This window comes from Streptomyces zhihengii (genome assembly GCF_016919245.1).
Lineage (GTDB): Bacteria > Actinomycetota > Actinomycetes > Streptomycetales > Streptomycetaceae > Streptomyces > Streptomyces zhihengii.
Genome location: NZ_JAFEJA010000003.1, coordinates 1 through 24195 on the forward strand (window position 1 = coordinate 1; position 24195 = coordinate 24195).

The window sequence follows — 24195 nt, forward strand, 5'->3', positions numbered from 1 at the left end:
GGCGCGGGGGAAGCGGGCGGGGGCTGGGGCGAGCGCGGCGTTCGAGCGCGGCATCGCGGCGCTCGCCCAGTACATCGAGCGGGAAGGACGCACCGTGGTCCCCCGGGCCTGGGTCGAACAGTTGCGGGACGGGCCGCAGAATCTGGGGGTGTGGGTATCGAACACCCGATCACGGCGGGCCGGGCTGAGCGAAGAGCAGCGCAGCCGGCTGGCCGCACTCGGCATCGACTGGGCGTGATCGCGGGCTTCCCCGTTCGGCGGCTGGCCGCTGGCGGTCGGGGACACGGTCTGCCATTGGGGGACTGTTGGCGGGGCGGGTTGCGGTGCTGTGAGGGAACGCGGCGGCACTGGGGGCGCCTGCGCGGGTGGTCACAGCTGTGCGGTGAGCCCGAGCGCGACCGCCGCAGTGAGTACTGGTGTGCTGCGGGTGAGGCCTCGGGTGAAGTGGTCGCGGCGCCGTCTGCCCTGCTGGTTGAGTTGGGGGCTGCAGTGGACGACGTGTGCTTGGTTTTCGACGAAGAGCGGGCCAGACGTCCAGGGTAGGTGGCTGACGGCCTCTCAATCTGCGTCGTTCATGTGGTGAAGCCTGTCAGATGAACTACTCGGTCACATGAGTCGAAGCGCGCGAGTTGTCACAGGCGATGAAGGGGAGGGAAGGCTGTTGCTGGCCGTGGGTGCCTTTCGGGTGGCTCCTCTGCAGGGTGAGATGACGCTGTCGTTCCTGGGGCGGGTCGCGGACAGGTACGGATTGACGGTGCGGAGTCTGCTGTGGTCGATGACTGACGTGGCTGGCCAGCATGGTGTTGCTGGGGCTCTGCGGGGCGACAGTGAGGTGTTCTTGAACGCTGCGGCCCGGGACCGGGCCGCAGCGTTGTGCCGTGTGCCGCAGGTGGGCTTACGCCGTGCGTTGCCGGCGTGGATGCGGGAGGAGCCGCTGGGGTCCTCGAAGGAGAGGCCAGTGGCGCGGCTCCACAACGGGGTGGAGACGGTCGCTGCCTGGGGTCCGGCGTGCCCGGGCTGTGTGGCTGCGCGGACCGGTCGCGTTGCACCGGCCCGGATGTATCTGGCGGCGCACCAGCGAGTCTGCCCACGTCACTGGTGCTGGTTGATGGGCGTGCCTGGCAGCGGGGGTCGTGTCGTCGGGTTGGGCGGATGCCCGGAGGTGGTCCAGGCGCAGGGGGGTCACCGCAGGCTGCTGCGTCGCTCCTCCGTCGCCGGTGCGGCTTTCGAGGCTGCTGAAGCGGTCGCAGCCTGGTGGTGGGCGCAGGAGTGGCCCGAGGAGCGCCTGTGGCCGATGCGGCTGGCTGCGACCATGCCTGCGGGCGAGGATCCGCAGCGGTGGCGGATCCTGGCGCGGGATCTGGTCACCTATCCCGAGACTGTCCTCCTCGCCACGCTTCTGGCCAGCCGGGCCTGGCGGTTGCGTGTCGCGGCTGACAGTGGTGGTCACCTCCCCTACCGGTTGGCTGATGTGCCCTGTGCGCCCAGCGAGCTGGGCCATCGCCTGCGGCGTCCGTGGCTCACCGAGCGTCTGGCCGCCTGCACCCACGGACCGCTGTTTGCCTGGACGTACCAGTGCATCCGTACGGGGGGCGGCAGTGGAGACGACGAACAGCGGCTGTGGCAGGTCCCCTTGGCGCTCCGGCCCCGGCCTCTCGCCGAGGTTCTCGCGGGCTACCAGCGTCGGCAGACCGCGGGCACAGAGGGTCTGCCGGCTCAGAAACGGCTGCGGGGCCACAGCGTGCACGCCGACGGGGCCTTCGCCGCCGGCCTGGCCCACGCGCGTACCTACGCCGCCCAGCACGGCCACCTCGCCACTCGCCGCGACACGCGAGTCGGTTCCTTCTCCCTGGGGAAATGGGTGCACAACCAGCAGGCCCACGCCTTGGCCCTGCCCGAAGAAAAGGCCGCCGCCCTGAAGGAGGTGGATCCGTGGTGGAACATCCCCTGGTCGGTGAAGTGGCAGCGCTCCTACTACCGCGCCCGCGACCACGTCAGGCGCCACGGCCCCCTCAACGCCGCCGACGGCTTCCCCGACACCCACGTGCTGACCGGGGAGTGGCTGTACCTGCAGTGCACCGACTACGGCTCACTCCACCCCGAACAGCGCCGTCTGCTGGCCGACATCGGCATCACGGCCCAGGTTGCCGGTAGCGCACGCCCGCGCCGAACGAGCCGGACAGCGGGCATCGATATGGCTGTTGCCTGTGCGCGCGCCTTCGTCGCCGAACACGGATGCCTGGCCCTGGCCACCAAGAACATCTCCCACCAGGGGCTTTTGCTCGGGAAATGGCTCGCTGCCCAGCGTTGCCTCACCCGCCGCCAGGACGAACCAGCGCACCTTCAGGTGCTCGACACGATCGACGTGTGGTGGAACCCACCGTGGCCCCTGGCGTGGCAGCGCACCTGGCACCGGATCCGCGCTCATGCCCAAGAGCGGCGCCAAGGGGCTGCAGAAGGTGGCTGGCCGGACGGCAGTGACGGCTGGGCCACATGGCTGTCCGTACAGTGCACCGGCTACAAGCAGTTGCATCCGCTGCAGCAGCGTCTGCTGACGGAGATCGGCATCACCGCCGAGACCGCCGCCGCTTGCCCCCACGCGATCATCGGCCAGCTCTGCGGTACGGGCCCCGGGCTGGCCCACGCACGCACGTACGCCGTCGCACATGGCCACCTCGCCACGCCCCTGAAAGCTTGTTTTGAGGGGTTTCCGCTGGGGCGGTGGCTGAGCGAACAGCGCCGCCAAGCGCGGCAGCACCACCGTATTACGGGCGGAACATGGCCGGTCAGCACGCTCCTCGCAGCGCTCGACCCCTGGTGGAACCCGATCTGGTCCTTGGCGTGGCAGCGCGATTGGAGTCGCGTATGGAGGCGGTCAGAGTTTGCGTCCGCAGCCGACGGCGGTGGTACCGGCATCGCGGACCTGGAGAAGGAGCTGGCTGACTGGGTGAGGCGTCAGTACGCCGGCTACGGCACCCTCGACGCCGGACAGCGCCACCTGCTGATCAAGATCGGCATCACTGCTGAAGCAGCCCGCGCCGCCGAACCACCGGCTCCCCGCGCCCGCACCGGCCCTGGTTTCCTCGACACCGCGCTCACCCAAGCTCGCGCTTATGCGGCCGTGTATGGACATATCTCCGTGCCCTCCTCCAGCACCGTCCTCGACGGGTTCCGGCTGGGGAAGTGGCTGGCCTGGCAACGGCGACGCGCCAATCAGGGGCGCCTCTCCCCCACCCGGGTCAAAGCCCTGGCCATGATCGATCCGTGGTGGAATCCGCCCTGGCCCCTGCAGTGGCAGCAGGCCTACCACCGCATCCGCACAGCAGCTGCGGGTGCCGACGGCCTCCCGGCCACGAACCTCTCCCGAGGCCTTTACCGCTGGATCCGTGTCCAGCACGAGTCCTGGGAGCATCTCCACCCCGCCCAGCAGGACCTCCTGACCGCCCTCGGCATCACACCCCACGCCGACACGAGCGAACGGCCCGCCTCAGCCACACGCTCCTACCCCGTCAGCCCCGGACTGGGCCATGCACGCGCCTACGCCGCCCAGCATGGCCACCTCACCCCGGACAAGCACACCCGGCAAGACGGCTTCCCTCTCGGCCAATGGCTGGGCCAGCAACGCCGCCATGCCCGCGCCGGCACCCTCTCTGCCACCACCGCAGCCGCGCTCACCAGCCTGGACCCGTGGTGGAACCCGCCCTGGCTCTACACCTGGCACCGCACCTGGCAGCAATACCGCACCACGATCAGCGGGAACAAACCCGTCCCGGACACACTCCACCACTGGGCCGCCCAGCAACGCACCCGCTGGCATACCCTCCACCCCCACCAACAACAACTCCTCGCTCACACCCGCATCGTCGGAGGAGATTGCGGTGTGCAACAGACCGGCGAGTAACCCGGAGTGACTGCCTGTCCCCCTAGCGGTCAGGGAGGCTCCCATCGTCCGAGAAGGGACGTATGTCGCCCTTCTACGCTGACGCGCCATCTGCAACGTGCGATCTTGGCTCTTCCATGCCTCATCAGACGCTAGAGTTTTCCCACCTCGCCCCGAAGTGGTCTGTTCCAAGGGCGCGTTGACGGCTGCTGGCCCCCGCGTGTCCGTGCCCTATAGCAAGGGAGCCTTGTGCGACTCGTCGAACTCAGCGTCACTAATTTCCGCTCGCTGGGCGACGTCCAGAGCATCCCAATCCACAAGCAGACCATCTTGACGGGCCACAACGACTGCGGGAAGACAGCAACCCTGGATGCCATCGCCTTCCTGCTCGGCGAGCGCCCTCTCGCGGACAGTGACGTCTCTCAGTTTGCCGAAAGTGAGCCAGCGCGCGCTGCGCTGCCATCGGACGATGACGCTGCGGAGCCGATCGCGGTGACGGTGGAGGGCAGGTTCGACCTGTCCGACGCCGATAAGAAGGCCCTAGGGCTCACCTCTTCGATTCAGGTGCGCCGACGGCACGTAGAAGGTGAAGGCGTCTCACTCGAGTGGCTTGCCCAGGTGCCGCAGAACCCCGCTCTACGGAACATCTCCTCCCTGAAGGTGCCCGAGCTCCGCAGCCTTGCCTCGGAGGTAGGGATCAGGTTGCGTGACGGCCAACCGAACGTCAAGGCGAGCTGGACCGAGGTCCTTGAGGACTACGTGGCCTCAGCCCCAACGGTTGCCGGCTGGGCGCAGGCGCCGGAGCACGTCGTCAGCGCCCTCCCTCAGCTTCTCTATTTCCGAGGCGATGCCGCGGAAACTCCCGACACTGTAGTCCGCAGCATCCTGACGGCGAAGTTGCGCGAGTACACCTTGCGTGAGGAGACCCGGCAGAAGATCACCGACCTGGAGACCGCTTTCTCCGGCCTACTCAAGGATGACGCCGCTCGCCTGCAGAAATTGGTCGAGGAACGATGCGCTCTCGACTCCTTCTCACTGGAGCCGACCGTGCAGTTGCGGCCGACCGTCAGTGGCGTCTCGATGACCGCTGCGGCGCCGGGTCAACGGGCGGTGTCGCTGGCTGCGGCCGGGGCGGGCAGGTCCCGCAGGATTTCACTAGCCCTATGGGAGGCCAGCCAGCAGCTTCTTTCGGAAGCAGCGGAGGGCGGCGTCACTGGCGGTGTGATCATCGCTTATGACGAGCCCGACACGCACCTCGACTACGAGCACCAGCGCCGCATCATGGACATGATCAAGGTGTCGTCGTCCGCCGAGCAGTCCACCGTAATCGTTGCCACCCATTCCCTGAACCTCATCGACGGCGTCGACATCCAGGACATCGTGCATCTCAACAGTAGGGACGGACGAGCCTACGTACAGTCACTCGGCGCAGACGACAGCGACGAGGACACCCGGCGCTTTCTGTCAAACATGGCGGTTTCCCTGGGCTTCCGCAACAGTGTCCTCTTGCATGAACGGTGTTTTGTGGGTGTGGAGGGCCCCACCGAGTACGCGGCACTACCAGCGCTGTTCAAGCTGGCGTTCGGCTACCCGATCCAGTCCGCGGGCATCGCACTGTGGGACTGCGGTGGCAACGACGGCGCCCTCAACTTTGCCAAATTCCTCAAAAAGCACAGGCGCACCGTCCTGTTCCTAGTCGATGGCGACTCGATGCGCGACAAGGAAAGGGAATTTAGTCTCAATCGCCTGGAGAAGTACGGTTTTACCGAGAAGGACTGCCTCTTCCTGGGAGATCCGAACGAGCTGGAGGACGTCTTCAGTGACGATCAGTGGGCCGACACCATGAACGCCGAGTGGCCTCGCAAGGACGAGAAGCAGTGGACGCCCGCGGATGTCGCAGGCTTGCGCCGCGCCGGTAAGTTCAGCAAGTCGCTTCACACCCTGCTGTACCAGAACTCCGAGCAGGCTCCGCGTAAGAAGGAGAGCATGGTCGTCCAGCTGGCGCAGCGACTTCGGCAGCCCTCGGACGTTCCGCCTGCCCTGGTGAAGTCGTTCAATGACGCGATCAAGGTGGCCAGCGAGGCCGGGCTGCGTCACTGGTCCGAGGACGAATGAGCCAACCGTGCTGCACGGCGGGCTTTCATCCTGCTCAGACGCTGCTCGCGGGTAGGAGCCTCCCATGAGTGCACTCCCGCAGAAGCCACCCACCGTCGACCGTGTCTGTTCTTTTCCTCGCCGCACCACCGACACCCGGACGGCGCGGGTGGATCTGTATGCCGAACACGCACAGCCATGGCACGCCCCTCAACACTCTCCACTTGGTCCGTCACTGGCGTACTCAAAGAGTCCCATGGGGCACTGACAATCGGCACAGCGAGAGCCGAGCAAAACAGACAGAGACTAGTAGGGCTTGGTCATGTTGGTGCAGGGTCCGGTATGTCGCGGTGACAGGTGGGGCAGGCGCCGGTCCAGGTCGCGAGGAGTATCTGCAGCTCGCGGACGACTCGGTAGAGGCTCAGGCCGGCGCCGTCTCTTTTGGGGATCGGCTCAGTCGCTGGAGGGTGCAGAAGGCGTGGGCTACTGAGACAAGGGTGACGTGGTGGTGCCAGCCTGGCCAGGTCCGGCCTTCGAAGTGGGCCAGGCCGAGGGCTTGTTTCATCTCGCGGTAGTCGTTCTCGATGCGCCAGCGGAGTTTCGCCGTGCGCACGAGGACGGGCAGCGGGGTGGTCTCGGGCAAGTTGGAGAGCCAGAACTGCACGGGCTCGTCCTGGTCGGCGGGCCATTCGGCCAGCAGCCAGCGGACCGGAAGCTCGGCGGTGGTCGCGGCCTTGCGGATCTCACGTCCGGCGGGCCGGATCCGCAGGGCCACGAAGCGCGAGTACATGCGCTTGAATCCGCTGCGGCCACTGCCCGGCCGTGATCCTTCCCTCCACTGCACCGGCCGTGCAGAGGATTTGCCGGCCGCGATGACCAGGTCTTTCACTCGCTGTGCCGACTCGGGGTATGCAGGGACCGGCCGCCGGCCCCTGCCGAGGTAGGCCGGGGTCGTAGGCTGTGCGTCCTCGGGGTGTGCGGTGGTTGTGGTCGAGATGCCCACCACGTAGTCGAGTCCGCGTGTCTCAAGGCCGAGCCGGAAGGCGGCGGTGTCCCCGTAGCCGCCGTCGGCGATGACCTGGGGCACTTCGATGCCCCAGGATCGAGTCTCATCGATCATGTCGAGGGCCAGCTGCCACTTCTCGACATGGCCCACCTGGGCAGGGATGGCGCACTTGTTACGGCGGGCGACCTTGGCCGGATCGGCTGTCGGTGAGGCGGGATCCCAGCTCCCTGGCAGGAACAGACGCCAGTTCACCGCCGCGGAGGCGCTGTTGGAAGCCAGGTGGAGCGAGACACCGGCCTGGCAGTTGGTGACCTTGCCCGCAGTGCCGGTGTACTGCCGGGTCACGCACGCCGACGCGTCCCCGTCCTTGAGGAATCCGGTGTCATCGATGACCAGCGCGATGGGCTTGATGACCGGCTGTATGCGCCAGGCCAGCCGGGCCCGCACATGCGCCGCATCCCATGGGCTGGAGGTCACGAAGTGGGCCAGGGCCTGCCGGTTACCTTCCTCGCCAAGGCGGGCGGCCATCGGCTCCACCGACTTGCGGCCGCCGTCCAGCAGCAGCCCCCGCAGATAGACGCCGCCCCACCGGCGCTGATCCGCCCGCGCGAACGGCTCGAACATCTCCGCCGCGAAGTCCTCCAGATCACACCGAACCGCGGCCAACTCCTCGCTCAGCACATCCAGTCAACGACACGGCCGATCAAGAAGACACGCCATGGCAAATCGCACATGACCAAGCACTACTAGTGCCGTTGCCTGCTCTCATCGGCCCCGTCAGCGTCGAGAGAGCTGACGGCACCGTGCTAGCCCTATACGTCGTCGAAGCTGGACTGACTCCATGGCTGGCCGGGGGGCGCGGCTTGGGCGCCGAGCAGCTGCGTGATCTTCTCAGCTTCGTCGCCCGAGAGATCAGAGAGCAGGCGCGTCGTCGTGCCGAGTAGGGCATCCATCGGTACCTGGGTACGTGCGCCGCGGGCGCTGGCGATTCCGGAGCCGAAGACGCACTGGAGAGTCTCACCGGAAGGAATGCGGGCATCGGCCTCGATGACTCCCTCAGCCTGTCCCAGAGCGTCGCTGATGCCGTCGAGTTGGGTGTCGTGGGAGATGTCGTCTCCGGGGCCGCCGTATCCGACGTGGCGGTCCGTCACGACCATACGCAGAGAGGTCAACGGGATGCCGAAGCGGTCAGCCCTATTCCTCACCTCGTCGAGGCGGGGCAGATCATGCTCCTGCCCGGACGGGAGCTGGCGCCGGGACTGAGCAACAAGCACATGAAAACGTGGGGTCTGAAGGATCAGCTGGCCAGCCTTCACCGCCCAGCGCCACGGACTAATGTCCGCCTCTGCATCGCCGGGCACGATCATGCAGACGCGACTGGTCCAGAGCCGAATCGCCTCACGCATGAGGTACTGAAGATTGCCCGTGCTGGCGGCCGGGGTGCGCAGCAGAATGTGGAGGCTGATCATGCGGACGACCCGATTCCAGAACGCGGTGTCGGTGATGTCCTCGGATTCCAGCAGGTACATCAGGGCCGTCTCGTCGAGATGGCCGATGCCTTGCGGGGCGGGGAAACTGGCAAGCGTGGAGCCGCCGCCCTGCCATAGCGCGGCAAGGAAGGCTGACATCCGGTCGGCGACGTCGGTGGTCATCCGCGCGGTAAGGGCGTCGATGGCGTCGCGGGTGGGGACGCGTTCTCCAGCCCGGGCAGCCTCGGCTCCTTGGACGACCGTGCTGAGGAACTCCTCAGCCGCCGCTTTGTCGAGGGTGCCGCGGCCGCCTTCGAGGACGGAGCGGGACACCAGATGAGGGATACCGGGAGAGTCGTCGGCCGGCTGGAGTGCGCCAAGCGCGGAAGCGTCGAGGAGGAGCGAGGTGCTGCTGCCGGACAGTGGGGGAAGGTCTCCTTGCTGCCGTGCGGTGGGCAGTTGCCCGAGCGCCAGGAGCACCGGCCGGTCCGCACGAGGAAGGCGCTCCAGGTCGTCCTCAAGCTCGTGCTGGTCCGATGTGGTGCGCAGGTAGATGAAGCGGCGCGGTGTGCGGGGTCTGCCGGGCCATTCCAGGACCATGTCGGGGACATGGGTGTGGTTGAAGAACTCGGTCTTGGTGACGGTGGCGCCTGGGTCCATGCGGCGCAGGTGCCGGGCGACGGTGTCTTTGACCCGGGCGAACATCATCCGGTCGTCGGGCTCGTCCATGGCCTGGGAGATCGACTGTTCGACGAGGTTCACCATGAGCCCTCTCTGCGGGTGAGTTCGGCGGCGACGATGGCTGCCCAGTCCTTGAGCGGCAGGAGAGTTTCCTGCTTGTCCGAGAGCACGATCAGCCATAGGCGTGCGGCGACCGACCGGGTGAGTTCGCTGTCTAGGAGCTTTCGGGCTTCCTCGGTGTCGCTGGTGCCGAAAACTCGGTTGCTGTGCTGAAGGACTGCACTCTCCACCTGGTCAGGTGAGTTGAGGGTGGACCAGGAGTTCGCACGGAACGGCGCCCAGGTGATCCACATGAAGTGATCGCTGAGGTGGTGCTCTCTCTGCGCCGCCACGTAGCACTTGGCGAGGAACTCGTCGAACTGCGTTCCTTGATCGCTGGGTTGCGCGTAGTTCTTGACCTCTGCACAAAACATGTCGTTCTGGTAGGGGTCACCGCGCATGGCCCCGCCCAGATCGAAGGAGAACGTCCGGCCTCCGTACGGCCAGGGCAGAGTCAGCCGACGGCCGCAGGACTCCGAGTCCGTGTTCGCGTACGCACCGAAGATACGCATCGTGCCCTCGAGCCACTGCTTGGCTCTGCGGGCCCCCGAGAAGCCCTTCATCTGAGCGTCTTCGCCAACCACCACACTCGTAGCTTAGTGCGATCGGACCATCACGGTCGGCTCGAACGGGCTAATCTCTCGCCACACTGAGGAGTGGCTTCAAGGGGAGGGGCAGCTACGGCCTCAGGGAGGTGCGCCCACGACGCCCGGGGCCGGAAGGAAGCACCGCGAAAGCTCCCTCCCGGATCGGCCAACACGAGACCGTGGTGCAGTGATCCCTCCTCCTGGCCTTTTGCGGACCGCTCCCCTACTCGGAGAGACGAGCTCGTCGCTGATCTGCCGCATCGCGAGCCGCTACGGACTGGAGGCCAAAGCCCTGCGGTCCAGGTGGCAATGGCGCAATCACCAGCCCAAGCACGAGGGCGGGACCTCTCGGGCAGATGCCGAGGTGCTCCTGAACGCGGCCGGACGACAGCTCCTGGCAGGTCTGTGCGGCGTCGAGGAGGGTGTGCTGGCGCGGGCGTTGCCGTCCTGGGGGCGGGAGGATGCCAGGCTGCCGGCCGCGGAGGTCGGGGAGCCGACGGCGGCATGGCGGACCGGTGGTGCGGTTGCCGGGCCGGTGGCTTTCGGCTGTCGTCTGTGTACGGCCCGGCGTACGGGGACGGCTGGGCCGGCGGTGCTGTACGCCCCACGGTGGAACCGTGTGTGTGCACGGCACGGGCGGTGGCTCCTTGATGCGGACGCCGACCAGCCTCACGAGTACTTGGACGTGCGGCGCCTGCCGGAGGTGGTCGCGGCGCAGCGGCGGTGGGCGGGGGTGGCGCGGCGTGCGGTGCGGGCGGGGGCCGAGCCGGAGAGGGTGTTCGCGCTGGCGCAGGCGGTGGTGGCGCGCTGGTGGGAGCAGGCCCTGCACTGGGAGCGGGAGAAGGTCTGGCCGCGGCGGCTGCATCAGGTCGCGGGCGGTGATGCCGGGGGTGATCTGGAGCGGTGGCGGATCGTGGGGCGGGACGCGGTGGTCTTTCCCGAGGTGGTGACCGTGGCCGATGTGTTGCTTGATCCGGCTATGGCTCAGTTGGTGTGGGTGGACAGCGGTGCCGGGCAGCCGCGAGTGCTGCGCGTCGACGGGTTGTTCTGCCGTCGGCTCGGTGAGCGGGTGGGGCGGGAGTGGCTGGGGCCGCTGGCTGCGGCGGACCATGGCGGTCCGCTGATCGCGTGGATGGGCAGCGTGATCCGGTTGCGCCGTGGGGCCGGTGGGCCTCTCGGATACGACAACGACCCCTGGTGGCTGCGCCGGGAGCATCAGCCGGTGACGATGGCGGGGCAGTTGCGGGTGCTGGGCAAGGAGAGAAGGGCGCCGGGTTCGGGGACGATGTGGCGGGCGGTGGTGCCGGCCGAGCAGCGGATGCGGATCAGCAGTCTCCTCGGCAGTGCCGAGGAGCAGTTGCTGCAGCTGCGCGGCGTGCAGAGCGGGCCGACCGCCGAGGTCGCCCGGCAGTTGCTGCAAGGCCTCGGTCACAGTGCCGGTCTGGTCGAGGCGGCCTGGAAGCGGACCGCGGTGGCGGCGGTGAATGGCGGAGTGCCGTTGGAGGAGGTGGCCCGGTGGGCGGACATGCCCGCCGAGACGCTCAGGAGCGTGCTGAGGGCTGGCGAGCGGGGAGACGGGGTTGAGAGCAAGGTAGGACCGGGCGCATCGGCTGTTAGCTGATACAGCACTCGTTTGTGGCAGAAACCTTGAAAACGGCGGCGCCTGTCAGCAGGAGCGGCTTGGCTGACGCGGTGATCAGCACAGGAGCGACCCGGCTCGAGGGCTGGGGAAGGCGAGCGGCCGTGGGCCGAGGGAGCGGGTTCGAGGCGGTGTTCCTCGACCCGGTGGGGCAGGCGGTGCAGCAGCGGTGGGCGGATGCCGCCGTGACCGTGGCGTTCGAAGGCCTGCCGCCGGTGTCGGCGTTCCCGATGGTGCCGGGCAGGCGGTGGGGGCCGGGCCTGTGGTGGTCGGCGACCACCGGGCGGCACGTGGCCGCGGGGTCGAACGCGATGCGCACCCAGCTGATGGTGCTGGACCGTGACCCTGACGTGACCGGGCTCGCGGGGCGGCCGGTACGGCTGCTGTGGCGGGACGATCGGGGGCGGGTGCGTTCCTGGGTGCCGCAGTTGTTCGCCCGGTACCGCGACGGCACGGGTCTGCTGGCCGATTGCCCCGGCCGCCTGGAGGCAGGCGGCGACCGCGCGGTGAGGGCTGCCGAAGCGGTGGGCGAGGCGTGTGAGGAGATCGGCTGGACCTATCGGCGCCTTGCACCGCTCGGTGACGTACCGGCCGCCAATCTGAAGTGGCTGGCCGGCTACCGCCATCCCCGCAACGTTGGCCGCCCGGGCCTGATGCCCGCTGTTCTGGAGGTGTTCGCGCGGCCTCGGCCGCTGCTGGAGGGAGCCGAAGCTGTCGGTGACCCGATCGAGGTGCTTCCCGTCGTCTTTCGCGCCCTGTGGCACGGACAGCTCACGGCGGACCTGGAGGCGCCGCTGCACGAGTGCGTCCTCGTCGGCCCCAGGGGCTGGAACGGTCTGGACAAGGCGGGAGGTGCCGGGTGAGCGCGCGGCGCAATGCCCGGCCGGCGGTGAGGGTCGGGGCGCATGTCCGGTTCCGCGGTGTGAAGTGGCAGGTGGTCGCCCTGTCCGGGCAGACCATTCACCTCGTCGGCCCGGACAGCGGCGGTGAGGCCGTGCTCGCCGGGTACCTGTTCGCCGATCCCGGCTTCAGCGTCATCGGAGCCGACCTGCCGCAGGCGGCCCCGCAGTGGGGGCTGTTCGAGACCGCGCCCGCCGCGGCGCGGAACAAGGCTCTGGCCTGGCAGCGGCACGTGAGGGAAGTCGAATGCGGCCTTGCCGACGGGCCAGGCAGCGAAGGGGTGGTGCGGGAGCAGTACGACCCGGAGCGGCACACGCTGGCCGAGCGGGAGCAGGCCAAGGCCGAGGAGCTGACCGCACTCGGCTTCGGGCGGGTGTCGCGTACCACGGTGCAGCGCATGCGCCTGGCCTACCGCAAGCAGGGACTGTGGGGTCTCCTGGACCACCGCACCACCCGCGCCTCCAGCCCCACCGGGCGCTCCGACGAACGCGTCGTCGCCGCCGTCCGCGAGGCACTGCGCCGCCGGCGCGGGTGTTCCAGGGGCACCATCAACGGCCTGTTCCCGCTGATCAACCAGATCCTTCAGGACCGGCACGGTCCCGGTGCGGTGCCCGTGCCGTCCCAGGCCACGCTGTACCGTCTCGTCACCTCCCTCGCCCGCCCCGGTGAACTGCCCAGTGGTCCGGTGCGGCAGGTGCCCGCGAGTGTCGAGGGGCGGGCTTTCACCCCTGCCACCGCGCTGCGGCCGGGCGAGCAGGTCCAGATCGACACCACCCGCCTGGATGTTCTGGCCCTCTTCGACGACGGGCGCCTCGCACGGCCCGAGCTGACCATCGCCGTCGACGTCGCCACCCGCTCCGTCCTGGCCGCCGTGCTGTGCCCCAGCGCGACCAAGGCCGTGGACGCGGCCCTGCTGCTGGCGGAGATGGCCGTCCCGCACCCGGCCAGGCCGACCTGGCCGGACATCCTGCGCATGGACCACGCCCGCGCGCTGCCCCACCAGCGGCTGGCCACGCTGGATGAGCGCCTGGCTGGTGCGGCGGCACGGCCGGTCGTGTTGCCCGAGACGATCGTCGTCGACCGGGGCAAGGTCTTCGTCTCCGCCGCGTTCACCGCCGCCTGCGAGACCCTCGGCATCAGCGTCCAGCCCGCCCCGCCCCGCGCCCCCACCGCGAAGGGCATCGTCGAGCGGACCTTCGGCTCCATCAACGCCCTGTTCTGCCAGCACCTGCCCGGCTACACCGGATCCGACGTCACCCGCCGTGGCCCCGATGCCGAGAAAGACGCCTGCTACAGCGTCGCCCAGCTCCAGGACCTTCTTGATGAGTGGCTGGTGCACTACCACCACCGGCCCCACGAAGGGCTGCGCCACCCGATGATGCCCAGGAAGGCCCTCACCCCTAATGAGATGTGGGGCGCGCTCGTCGCCGTCGCCGGATACGTGCCCGTCCCGTTGACCGGGCGCGACTACCTCGAACTGCTGCCCGTGCGCTGGCAGGCCATCACCCCCGCCGGCATCTCCATCCACCACCGCACCTACGACGCGGATCTCCTCGCCCCGCACCGCGGCCAGGCCTCACCCGTCGCCGGCCGGGGCGGGAAATGGGAGATCCACTACAACCCCCACGACGTGCGCCAGATCTGGGTCCGGCTTCCCGACGGCGAACTCACCGAGATTCCGTGGATCCACCGCGACCACGTCCACCGGCCCTTCGACGAACGCACCTGGCATCACATCCGCACCCAGGCCGTCGACGGCAACCACGGTGACGCCGAGCAGTACGAAGCCGGCCTCGCCGACGCCCTCGACCAGCTCATGCGCCGCGTCCACAGCGGCCACGCCACCACAACGGAGCAGGCTCTCATGGCCCGCACCGCTCACATCCCGCTCCCCACAGCCCGCGATGGGGACCACGACACCGAAGCACCCGCCGACAGCCCGAGACAGCAAGACGACGACAGCATCGACGACCTCGGCGACCTGCCCGACGACGTCAGCCCCGCCCCGGCCGCCGGATTCGGGCTCTACAACGCACACGAGGAAGCCGCCGCATGGTGAACCCGAGCCAGCCAAGCGCGGGCAGCACACAAGGCGGCACCGACGACAGCGGCGAGGCGGAGCCGTCCTGGCCCCTGACCACCTGGCAAGGCTGGGACCGCTTCGCCACCACCGACCCGCCCGCCCCTCCCCGGCCAGGTGACCCGCCCCGCAGCACAGAGGAACGTCTGGCCTACCACTCCGCGTTCGTCACCATCCGCACCCCCGCCATCAGCACCCTGGCCACCCAGGTCCGCACCCTGATGCTCCTCGGCCGCCATCAGCAGACCACCGCACGGCCCTCGCTGATCGTCACCGGACCCGCCGCAGCAGGGAAAACGACCGCCCTGCTGAACGTCGGCCGCACCTGTCACCTCGCCCACATCCGCAAGAACCCCGCACCGCCCGGATCAGCGCACGCAGTGGTACCCGTCGCGTATGTTCTGGTCCCGCCCGGAGCGACCGCGAAAACCCTCGTCACCGAGTTCGCCCGCTACCTCGGCATCCCCGTCACCGCCCGCATGACCCAGACCCAGATCACCGACGCCGTCTGCCACACCTACACCCAAGCCGGTGTACAGCTGGTGATGATCGACGAGATCCACCGCCTCAACCCCCGCACCACCACCGGCGCCCAAACCGCCGATCTGATCAAAGACCTCAGCGAACGCCTACCGGCCACATTCGTCTACGCCGGCATCAACGTCACCGACACACCCCTCTTCAGCGGGACACGTGGCGCCCAACTCGCCGGACGCGCCACCCTCGTCGACTGCGGCCCCCTACCCGCCCGCCACGGCACACGCCACCCATTCCGCGACGTCATCACCGACATCGAAAACGCCCTCGACCTCACCCACCACAAACGCGGCACGCTCCCCCGACACGCCTCCTACCTCCACCAGCGCACCGCCGGCCGCATCGGATCCCTCACCCGGCTGATCCGCCAAGCCGCCATCACCGCCATCAGCGACGGCACCGAACGCATCACCAAGGCCACACTCGAAGCCATCCGCCTCGACCACCTCGCCGAAACCCACCACCGCCCCCGCCGAGACCGATAGACCCGCCCTCCACACAGGCAGAACAGCTCTGACCAGCACAAACACCAACCGGGCCTTTACACGCTAGAACTACCTACAACAGACCCAGCCCCGCTCAGCACAGAACACATAACCCCAGCCCACACACCACGCCCACCCCGACCAAACCACTCGCTCGACTTCTCAACAAACCCGCAACACCCCAGGCCACCAACGACCCAGCACACCAACAAACCCCCCACCCAGCGTTACGGGGTTCCCGCCGAGCAGTTCGCGGTGGGAGGTGACGCGCCCGCGCAGCGGGAGGAGCCGGAGCTTGTCACGCAGATCGGCTCACTGCTGCGGGCCCGCAAGGACCTCGAGCCTGAGGACATCACCTATCTGGAGGCTGTCATTCAGGCTACGGTGCGCCGCGTGAAGGCCCTGCCCCGGGACAAGGAGGCGTAGTGCGCAGAGGGTTCAAGGCCGAGGCGAAGCGCCTGGCACTGGAGGTGCGGGAAGAGCTCGGTGTCACGGCGCACGAGCCGATGGACCCCTACGCTCTGGCGGAGCTCTACGGCATCGACGTCTTCACCCTGCACGAAGTGGCTGAAGACCACTCCGGTGCGATGGCAGCCATGCGTCACTTCACCGAAGTCCGTCCCGACGTCTTCTCCGCGGCGGTCCTGTGCCTGGGCCGCCGCCGGGTGATCGTGGAGAACTCGGGTCACGAACGTCCCCGGCGCGTCTCCACCCTCGCGCACGAGATGTCCCATGTCCTGCTTGAGCACGAGTTCACCACGCTGCTCCGTACCTCGGGGCGTGAGTGCCGCAACAGCGACCACGACCAGGAGAGCGAAGCGGCAGAGCTCTCCGGTGAACTGCTCCTCCCCTTCGACGCGGCCCGCCGGCTGGCCCACAACGGCGTGCCCGACGAATCCGTAGCCGCCCGCTTCGGTATCAGCGTCAAGTTCGCGCGCTGGCGGATGAATGCGACGGGTGCCCGGCGCATAGCTCAGCGCGCAAGGGCCCGAAGCGGCCGCTGATTGCCACGCCACGGAGACCTATCCGGCAGGGGTCCTCCAAGGACCGTCGGCCTTGTTCTGGCGGACCCACCCCACCCAGTCGTTCCTGTCGGCTCGGTGAGGCAAAGAGTGTCAGCACGAGCGATACTCCGCGCCAGCGGCCCTGCGATACTCAGACCGTGCCCTTGATCCGCGACATCACCGAGGTCGACCACTCGGTGGTGGAAGAAATCCTGGACTCTACTGGCCTCACCATCTGCGGGCCCTACGACCCCGAGGGCATGGAGGTCGTCGTGGCCGAGGTCTGCGGAACTGTTGTCGGGGTCGCCGAGTTCCATCTCCACTGCGATTTCGGACACGACGAAGGCCGGGAGACGCACGCCGGCGAGCAGGCGTTCGTCTTGACCGTGGCCGTTGCCAATGCCTGCCGTCGCAGCGGAGTCGGCCGCGCGCTCCTCACCGAGGTAGCCCGCCGAGCCCACGAAGCCGGACATACTCTCCTGGCCCTGGTCCCACAGGACGGCGACGATGCAGCCAGCCGGCTGGCATTCTTCCGGGCATGCGGGCTCAAGCCCTACGGGCACGACCAGCCGGGCGCGGCCTGGGGCTGCCCGGTCTCGGAGATCTTCAGCGCGAGCGTGGCGGGGCCAAAGCGCGCTGAGCTCTCAAAGGGACACGCCCCGGGTGGAGCTCCCTCCTAGGGACTCGATACCAGAAGGACAACACCGGGATGTCGGCGACGCCCGTCGTCACCTGAGCCGCCAACTTGTCGCCGGTGCTCACCCAAGGCTCGTAGCTTGCGTCAGCCAGCGCTGTCCCAAGAACGCAGAAACCTGGCAGGCAGTGGCAGACGACCTGGGGGAACTGACACGACAGACTGCAGGTGTCGGCCGGCCGGCGGCGGCGCGGCCCGCACCTGCGGCAGCCCGGGCCTGACTCCCACCACCGCCCGCCACACCGGCACCCGGGCAGGCAGCAGATGCAGAGTCTGCTCGACCGCGACCGTCTCACCGCCCGTGCCGGACGGCACGGCCTCCGGGCCGTCCACGACCGGCGGACCGTTCGCACCCTCTGCGAAGCCGAGTTCGGCCAGCGCCCGGTCGTACCGGCTCGGCTCCACCCGGCCCGACGCCGCCCGGGCGACCTAGAAGCACCCGGCCCGCCCGCAACTCGTCCTTGATCGCACGGTGCAGAGTCGCCAAGGACGGCACAAACTCCGCCCCCCAGTGCTCCAGGACGCCCTCGTCCTGCGCCCGGAGCATCCTTCGGCGCAGTTCGGCGACGTTCCCGCCCGCCTGGGGCAGCACCTCCCACAAGGCGTCCCCCACCACGAACCCGCCCTGCCGTGGCCGCGCCTCCAGCCGCCCCTCGCGTCCCTCGGCCAGCCACCGCCATACCGTCCGCTCCGTCACGCCCGCCAAACCGGCCGCGATCCGCACGTGCAACGACGACAGACCACCCTCACCCCAGTCCACCACGAGCAGCCGCCGCACCACCACAGCCCGCACCACCCGCCCGGCCTCCGCCGAACCAGGCGGACCCGGCGCCGTCTCCCCCACCGGGGTTCGCACAGCCGGGCCGCGATCTGCTAGCCGCACCATGACAGCCAACCGGTCACCCCATGACAGCAGCGGTCTCCCACCAGCGACCGCCGACCACCCGGCTAACCGCAGACAGCCGGCGAAGGTGGCTGCTGTGCAACGCCAAATCCCTTGCTGGCCACCCGTATTATGTGGTGAAGTGCCCCATGGGCTCCCGCACGAAGCGACGCGAAGCGCGCAACAAGAGACATCGCCGTTCCGTGCCGGAGACGCTGGTGCTCGATCCGCACGCGCAGGTCATAGCGGATTCCTTGACCACCATGACCACGCTCATGGCCTCCTTCACTGGCGACGACCCTGCATCTGAGGCCGACGCGGCCTTCGCCACGGCGATCGAGGAGTTCGTCGTGGAGGTGCGGCGTTTCGACGCGATGCGGCTTATCGAGGTGGCTCGTCAGCGATTCTTGCCGATGGCCCGCGAGGGCGAGATACCTGTCACTGCGGAAGCGGGCGCGGTCTACGTCGAACTGCTGGCGCTGATTGCTCTGACCGCCCGGCAGGAGGCAGGGACGACGGTCGGGCCCGAAGCCGGATTTCAGGAGATGAGCCACTTCGTCTCCAGCGCGAAGGAAGAGCTGAGCAAGGTCCTCCACCTTGCTCAGCTGCGTTCATTCGCGCGTGCTGACCCGAACGACAAGTTCGCCATGGTCTCTTTGTTCATTCGGGGCGCCGAAGTATGGATGCGCAATCCGTCATATCCGGAAATGGTAGAGGAAACCAATCTGGCGCTACTTGACGGCGTTGAGAGCGTCCGCGCAGCCCTGCAGGCGCAACTGGGCTTCGACGCCGCGGATGCAATTGCCGTCCTCAACGCCTGCCACGACCTGCAGCAGGACAGACTGAACGACCGCATTGAGGCGATGGGCAATGCGGTCCTGGACGCGATGGCGGCGGAGGACGAAGGCCGGGCGGACAGGCAGCTAACGGAGCAGGCCATGCTCAGCGTCACGTCGATGTTCGAGCCACCTGCCGCGCAGGCCACTGTCACGATCGACGACATCGCTGCGCATACGAGCCTGCCGGAAGAATGTGTCCGGGCCGTTGTCGAGCGGTTCCGCCTGGACCTGGGGACGGACAGTCCGATAGATGTCGTCGAGGCGTTCACCAGCGGAAGGAACCCGCTGCGAACACGGCCACTCATCGTGGGCACAGACGGGCGTCTGATGCTGCCGCACCCGGCGTTGAACGTGTTCGCTGTGCGGGAGAACCTCGAGGAACACCTGAAGAAGACAGCTCCGGTGTGGAGCCAGTACGCCAAGCATCGCGGAGACCTTCTCGAATCCCGCACACACGCCGCGCTGGAGCGTGTCCTTCCCGGCGCTCGTTTCCGGGACGGATTGGAGTACTACCTACCCGCGAGCGATGATGAAGCTGAGGCCGCCGACCCCTCGAAGTACACCAAACGGGCCGAGGGCGACCACCTCATCGTCCTCGACGATGTCGCCATCATCGTGGAGGACAAGGCCGTCGCTTTGAGCGCCCTATCCCGCGGGGGCAAGGCGGCACGGATCCGTACCGACCTGACCGGCATCATCACCAAAGCAGCCGACCAGGCCGGGCGAATGCGCGACGCCATCGAGCAGGACGGCGGCCTCCGCACCAAGAACGAGGGATGGATCGACCTCAGCCAAATCCGTGAGATCCACACCATCGCCGTCAGTCTCGATGACCTATCAACGGTCCTGACTGCCACCGCCGAGCTGGTGCGGGCCGGCCTGCTGGCCGAGGACAACATTCCATGGACGGTATCTCTGCACGATCTCGAGCTGATCACCGAACTGGTGGCACGTCCGGCCGAGTTCCTGCTGTACCTGCGTCGGCGCCGCAACCCCGACGTCACCGTGATGTTCCACGCGCCCGACGAAATGGATCTGTTCCTGTACTTCTTCGAGGCAGGCCTTTGGGTGGAACCCGACCCGGTGCAGGTGCGTGCGGCGTTCCCCTTCCTGCCCGAGCCGGCCACAGCCGAACTGCGCCGCTACCGAAAAAGAAGCCCTGCGTTCCTGACCAGCCGAACCGATGCGCTGGACCAGTGGTTCCACACCCAAGACCGCGACAGCGCGTGCTCAGCACTGGCGCCCAAGCCGACGATGGTGCCATCACCGCTCGCGCCAGTGGTCGACGAGTTGCAGTCCCGCAATGTCACTGGATGGCTGAGCATCGGCGCCACGCTGCTGTCTGGGGCAACCGACGTGCAGCACAAATTCGCCCGCCACGGCAGCGAACTCCTCGACAGTCCGAGCCCCGAGGGCCGTAGCCTGACCGTGCCGCTCACGGCCAGCGTCGACCCGGCAGAGGGCTGGCTGTTCGTGTGGGCCACCCATCCGGCTGGAGCCGATTCCGAAGAGACGGACAGGAGGCTCCGCAACTACCTCCGAGCTAAGAAGCACCAACTCGGTCTGCCGCGAGGCGTCGTCTTCCTCTACGACCAATCAACCCGCAAGCTCCTTGATATTTGCTACGACGGGCACACCGGACCGCTTGATGCTGCTCAGACGGCCATCTTGTCGTCCTTGCGGCCGACCTCAGAGCTTCATCGCTCCATCCACCCGAACGCCAAGCGGCCGCAAAGCGGCACGAGGAACGCAACACGGCACAAGCGGAAACGATAGGAACAGCCGCGCCAGAAGCCACTCCTGCGACACCAACGCCGCCGATCATGGGCCTACGTCACATCTCGACGCACTGCGGTGTCGGTGAGCAGCCGGATCCGTAGGACAGGCGGCGCCGATGGTGAGCGCCGTCTTGATCGCGGCGATGCGGGCGAGGACGGCCAGTTCCGCACCGTAAGAGCGAAGATGCTCAAACTGCCGGAGCCGTCCAATGATGCCGTGGAGTATCTGACTCCGGAAGAGGCTGACCAGCTGTTTCAGATCGCCACGCATGCCCGTGACCGGTTCCTGGTCGCCCTGCTCGCGTGCACGGGGGAGCGCATCAGCGAGGCTCTGGGCCTGCGGCGCCAGGACATGCACCTGCTCAGCGACTCGCGGATGCTCGGATGCCGGGTCGAAGGCCCGCACGTCCACGTCCGACGGCGGGCGAACAACGCCAACGGAGCCCTTGCCAGGTCTCAGTTCGCCCGGGTGATCCCGGTGACCGAGGACGTCGCGGGTCTCTATGCGGACTACCAGCTCGAACGGGACGAGGTCCCCGAGGCGGCTGACTGCGACATGGTCTTCGTGAACCTGTTCCACGCCCCGCTCGGGCAGCCGATGCGCTACGGCACAGCGAAGAGGCTCTTCGACCGGCTGGCGAAGAGGACCCAGCTCACCGCACGCCCGCACATGCTGCGGCACGGAGCGGCCACGGCCTGGGTCCGCGCCGGCGTCGACGAGGACGTGGTCCAGGACCTGATGGGGCACATCTCCCGGTCCTCGCTGACGCCCTACCTGCACGCGAGTGAGGCGGACAAGCGGGCGGCGGTCGAGCTGGTGGCGGCGGGGCGGCGGTCTTGACCACTCCCGCCGTGCTCGCCGCGGAGCCGTTCGCCCCGGTCGTCCCGCTTGATTCGACCGCCTGGGTGAGTTGGCTGCAAGCGCGGGTGGATCTCCTCTGGCGGCCGGGTGAGTGGTCCCAGCAGGATTGGTTCTTCGACGGCGACGTGGACAACCCGCGCACGGCGGCGTCGAGGTGCCTCACGGCCTCGTGCTGGACCTTGATGCCCTCCCGCAACCTGTTCTGCCGGCACTGCCTAGATGCCCACAAGGCCAGCTTGCTGAGCCGGGAGGAGTTCGCCGCTTCCTATAGGCGGCCTCGGCGGATCCGCACCCAGCGCGGATCCGAGCGCGAACCGTGCGTCCTGGCACGCCCCTCGGGCCGATGCGAGCGGCCAGCCCACAGCGGCGGGCTCTGCCGCACCCACTACTCCCGCTGGCGACGGCGCCCTGACCAGCGGGTCTCGGTCGAGGAATGGCTGGCCACCACGACGGCGGAACCGCTGCAAGCGAAGCCGACCGGCGTCGTCCGGGGCTGCGCGAACCAGAGGGTGATCTCCGGGCTCTGCAACACGCATTTGCAGTCATGGGAACGGGAGAAGCGGGCGGGCGCCACCCGCGACCCCGAGCAGTGGGCCCGTCAGGCCGCCAACCGCCTGCTGACCAGCCAGTTCAGCCTGCGGAACCTGGCGGAACCTGTCCGCTGGGAATTTCTCTACGGGCTGCAACAGCGGGATGCCCGCGGCGGCGTCATCGAGCCGGTGGCCGCCCGGCAGCTGGCGCGTCGGCTAGATGGGGTCCCGAGTCTGCTGGCCGTCGATGTCGAGTCCTTCGTCGAGGGGATCGCCACACAACACAACCTCACGTCCTTGATCCGCGAGGTTGTCCGGGCTCTGCGGCGGGCCGCACTGTCGTTCCGCGGTCTGAAGCCCACCGATGTCGACAGCTGGGATCTGGGCTGATTGGACCTGCGGTCCTCGACCCTCGGCGGCCGTCGCCATCGGCCTGCGCAGGTGGACGCGTCCGCAATCCGCCAGCAATGGTTTCGGGACGTGATCAAGTCGTGGGCCACCTCCGTCAGCCTGGACAGTGGCAAGTTCAAGCGGGTATTCACCGCGTGTGTCATCGACTCCGATGCTCTGCATGCCCGGCCCGGCGGAGGCCAGGACCACACGAAGCTGAGGTTCGCCGACATGCAGGCGGTCTTCACCGCGATGAGCCGCATCCGCCGCACCACCGACGACGAGCTCGCCAGCAGGAGCTGGCGCCAGCATTCGTTCGGCTGCTTCCTGGAGATCGTCGACTTCGGCCGCAAGACGGACATGCTGCCGGGCATGCCCGGCAGTTTCGACCCCGACAAGACGATGGTACTGCCGCCCGAGGAGACGACCGAGGACGCTGCCGGCCGGGCTGTCCCTGAGCCTGTCATCGCCCAGCTCGATGCCCATCTCGCCCTGATGGGAGCCGCCTTCTCCTACGGCGAGATGGCACGGGCCGATATCGAACTGATGATGCAGACGGCCTACCTGGTCCTCCGTGACACCGGCCGCCGTCCCATCGAGGTCGCCAGTCTGAGCCTGAAGTGCCTGGAGACCCGAGGGGACGAGAACACCCTCGTCTGGGACAACGTCAAGAAGCGCCGCTACGGCCGCAAGCTGCCCATCACTCGCGAGACCGCCACGGTGATCAGAAACTGGCAGGCCCGTCGACGTCAGACGGAGGTTCCCTCCCGCAGCCGGAAGCAACTGTTCCCGTCGATCACCGATCGCAGCGGGTTCGCGCACATGGACACCTCCAGCCTGGCCAATGCGTTGCGGGAGTGGGTCGCGGCGATCCCGGTGCTGCTGAGCGACGAACTCGACGTGCAGGGCCGCAGGATGCCGTTCGACCGAACGCTGATCTTCCCCTACGCGTTCCGGCATGCCTATGCCCAGCGGCATGCCGACGCGGGCGTCCCAGTTGACGTCCTCAGAGAGCTGATGGACCACCGGTCGATCGTCACAACGATGTCGTACTACCAGGTGTCCCTGAAGCGGAAACGCGAAGCGATCACGACCCTGCGGAAGCACACCGTCGACCGGTCCGGCCGTCCGGCACCGTTCACCAGCCCGACCGACTACGAGGCCCAGTCGGTCGCTGTCCCATTCGGCAACTGCCGCGAGCCCAGCAACGTCAAGGCCGGCGGCAAGGCCTGCGCAATCCGTTTCCAGTGCGCCGGCTGCGGCTTCTACCGACCCGACCCGTCCTACCTGCCCGCCATCGAGGAGCACGTCAACGACCTGCGGGCCGACCGTGAGACCGCCAGGGCGATGGACGCCGACGACTTCGTCGTCCGCAACCTCGGCGACCAGATCACCGCGTTCACGAACGTCGCCGACACCATGCGCGAGCGGCTCAGCAGCCTCCCCCGGGACGAACGCGAGGAGATCAAGGAGGCCAGCGCGGTCCTGCGGAAGGTCCGTGCGACCCGGGACCACAAGCTGCTGCCACTGACCGTGATCCGCAAGGAGACCCCCGATGCCAGCTGAGACATCCATGAAGCCCTCCAGGACACCCGCGGAGATCCTCAAAGCCGCACGTCAGCGGGACAGCGCCGACAAACGCGGACGCGTCCTCAAAGCGGTCCAGGACATGCTCCACGCCAACCGGCGCGTCACCTTCGCCACGGTCGCCCGCTAGGCGGGCGTCTCCAGCTGGCTCGTCTATGCCCCTGGCCCGCG

The 24195-nt window shown here is 68.1% G+C and carries 18 protein-coding genes and 1 pseudogene; 16 read left to right on the forward strand and 3 right to left on the reverse strand.

Annotated elements, in window-relative coordinates; all coding sequences use genetic code 11:
- The 4 genes and pseudogenes from JE024_RS38230 to JE024_RS38240 form a co-directional block, all read left to right on the forward strand.
- Window positions 1-238: Helicase associated domain protein (locus JE024_RS38230; RefSeq protein ID WP_205378602.1), on the forward strand; the 238-nt coding region annotated here is incomplete at its 5' end.
- A gap of 372 nt (window positions 239-610) precedes the next feature.
- Window positions 611-1096: pseudogene (locus JE024_RS42475) on the forward strand (TniQ family protein); the annotation flags it as partial.
- A gap of 66 nt (window positions 1097-1162) precedes the next feature.
- Window positions 1163-3901 (forward strand): helicase associated domain-containing protein, encoded by a 2739-nt coding sequence (locus tag JE024_RS38235; protein ID WP_244883672.1) that lies wholly within the window; start codon window positions 1163-1165, stop codon window positions 3899-3901.
- A 228-nt stretch (window positions 3902-4129) separates the two neighbouring features.
- Entirely contained in the window at window positions 4130-5995 is a 1866-nt protein-coding gene (locus JE024_RS38240) for an ATP-dependent nuclease (protein WP_205378604.1), read from the forward strand.
- A gap of 400 nt (window positions 5996-6395) precedes the next feature.
- Here the strand turns inward: JE024_RS38240 and JE024_RS38245 are convergent, their stop codons facing one another.
- The 3 genes from JE024_RS38245 to JE024_RS38255 form a co-directional block, all read right to left on the reverse strand.
- Window positions 6396-7661, reverse strand: coding sequence for an IS701 family transposase (locus tag JE024_RS38245; RefSeq protein ID WP_205374336.1), 1266 nt, complete (start codon window positions 7659-7661; stop codon window positions 6396-6398).
- A gap of 131 nt (window positions 7662-7792) precedes the next feature.
- On the reverse strand, window positions 7793-9214 hold the full coding sequence (locus JE024_RS38250; RefSeq protein ID WP_205378605.1) for a hypothetical protein: 1422 nt from the start codon (window positions 9212-9214) through the stop codon (window positions 7793-7795).
- On the reverse strand, window positions 9208-9816 hold the full coding sequence (locus JE024_RS38255; protein WP_205378606.1) for a hypothetical protein: 609 nt from the start codon (window positions 9814-9816) through the stop codon (window positions 9208-9210). The genes JE024_RS38250 and JE024_RS38255 overlap by 7 nt, the downstream gene beginning before the upstream one ends.
- 679 nt (window positions 9817-10495) lie before the next feature.
- Between JE024_RS38255 and JE024_RS38260 the strand changes: the two genes are divergently transcribed.
- The 12 genes from JE024_RS38260 (at window position 10496) to JE024_RS41645 (ending at window position 24154) form a co-directional block, all read left to right on the forward strand.
- Entirely contained in the window at window positions 10496-11437 is a 942-nt protein-coding gene (locus JE024_RS38260) for a DNA-binding protein (RefSeq protein WP_307840744.1), read from the forward strand.
- Window positions 11438-11559: 122 nt separating this feature from the next.
- Entirely contained in the window at window positions 11560-12318 is a 759-nt protein-coding gene (locus JE024_RS38265) for a TnsA-like heteromeric transposase endonuclease subunit (protein ID WP_244883674.1), read from the forward strand.
- Entirely contained in the window at window positions 12315-14414 is a 2100-nt protein-coding gene (locus JE024_RS38270) for a TnsB C-terminal domain-containing protein (protein ID WP_205378607.1), read from the forward strand. The genes JE024_RS38265 and JE024_RS38270 overlap by 4 nt, the downstream gene beginning before the upstream one ends.
- Before the next feature lie 74 nt (window positions 14415-14488).
- Window positions 14489-15457, forward strand: a complete 969-nt coding sequence (locus JE024_RS38275; protein WP_205378933.1) for a TniB family NTP-binding protein — start codon at window positions 14489-14491, stop codon at window positions 15455-15457.
- 255 nt (window positions 15458-15712) lie between these two features.
- Window positions 15713-15883: a hypothetical protein gene (locus tag JE024_RS38280; protein WP_205378608.1), complete on the forward strand. Its 171-nt coding sequence runs from the start codon at window positions 15713-15715 to the stop codon at window positions 15881-15883.
- Window positions 15883-16461: an ImmA/IrrE family metallo-endopeptidase gene (locus tag JE024_RS38285; protein ID WP_244883677.1), complete on the forward strand. Its 579-nt coding sequence runs from the start codon at window positions 15883-15885 to the stop codon at window positions 16459-16461. The genes JE024_RS38280 and JE024_RS38285 overlap by 1 nt, the downstream gene beginning before the upstream one ends.
- Before the next feature lie 158 nt (window positions 16462-16619).
- Window positions 16620-17141: a GNAT family N-acetyltransferase gene (locus JE024_RS38290; protein WP_205378609.1), complete on the forward strand. Its 522-nt coding sequence runs from the start codon at window positions 16620-16622 to the stop codon at window positions 17139-17141.
- Between the two features lie 1100 nt (window positions 17142-18241).
- The gene (locus tag JE024_RS38295) at window positions 18242-20653 is read left to right on the forward strand and encodes a preprotein translocase subunit SecA (protein ID WP_244883679.1); all 2412 of its coding nucleotides are present in this window, start codon (window positions 18242-18244) and stop codon (window positions 20651-20653) included.
- A gap of 219 nt (window positions 20654-20872) precedes the next feature.
- Window positions 20873-21496, forward strand: coding sequence for a tyrosine-type recombinase/integrase (locus tag JE024_RS38300; RefSeq protein ID WP_205378610.1), 624 nt, complete (start codon window positions 20873-20875; stop codon window positions 21494-21496).
- Complete coding sequence (locus JE024_RS38305; protein WP_205378611.1) at window positions 21493-22437, forward strand: hypothetical protein; 945 nt, start codon at window positions 21493-21495, stop codon at window positions 22435-22437. The genes JE024_RS38300 and JE024_RS38305 overlap by 4 nt, the downstream gene beginning before the upstream one ends.
- A 51-nt stretch (window positions 22438-22488) precedes the next feature.
- Window positions 22489-24003, forward strand: a complete 1515-nt coding sequence (locus JE024_RS38310) for a tyrosine-type recombinase/integrase (protein WP_205378612.1) — start codon at window positions 22489-22491, stop codon at window positions 24001-24003.
- A complete protein-coding gene (locus tag JE024_RS41645; protein WP_244883680.1) occupies window positions 23993-24154 on the forward strand; it encodes a hypothetical protein in 162 nt (53 codons plus the stop codon). Before JE024_RS38310 ends, JE024_RS41645 begins: the two co-directional genes overlap by 11 nt.
- The last annotated feature ends 41 nt before the right edge of the window (window positions 24155-24195 follow it).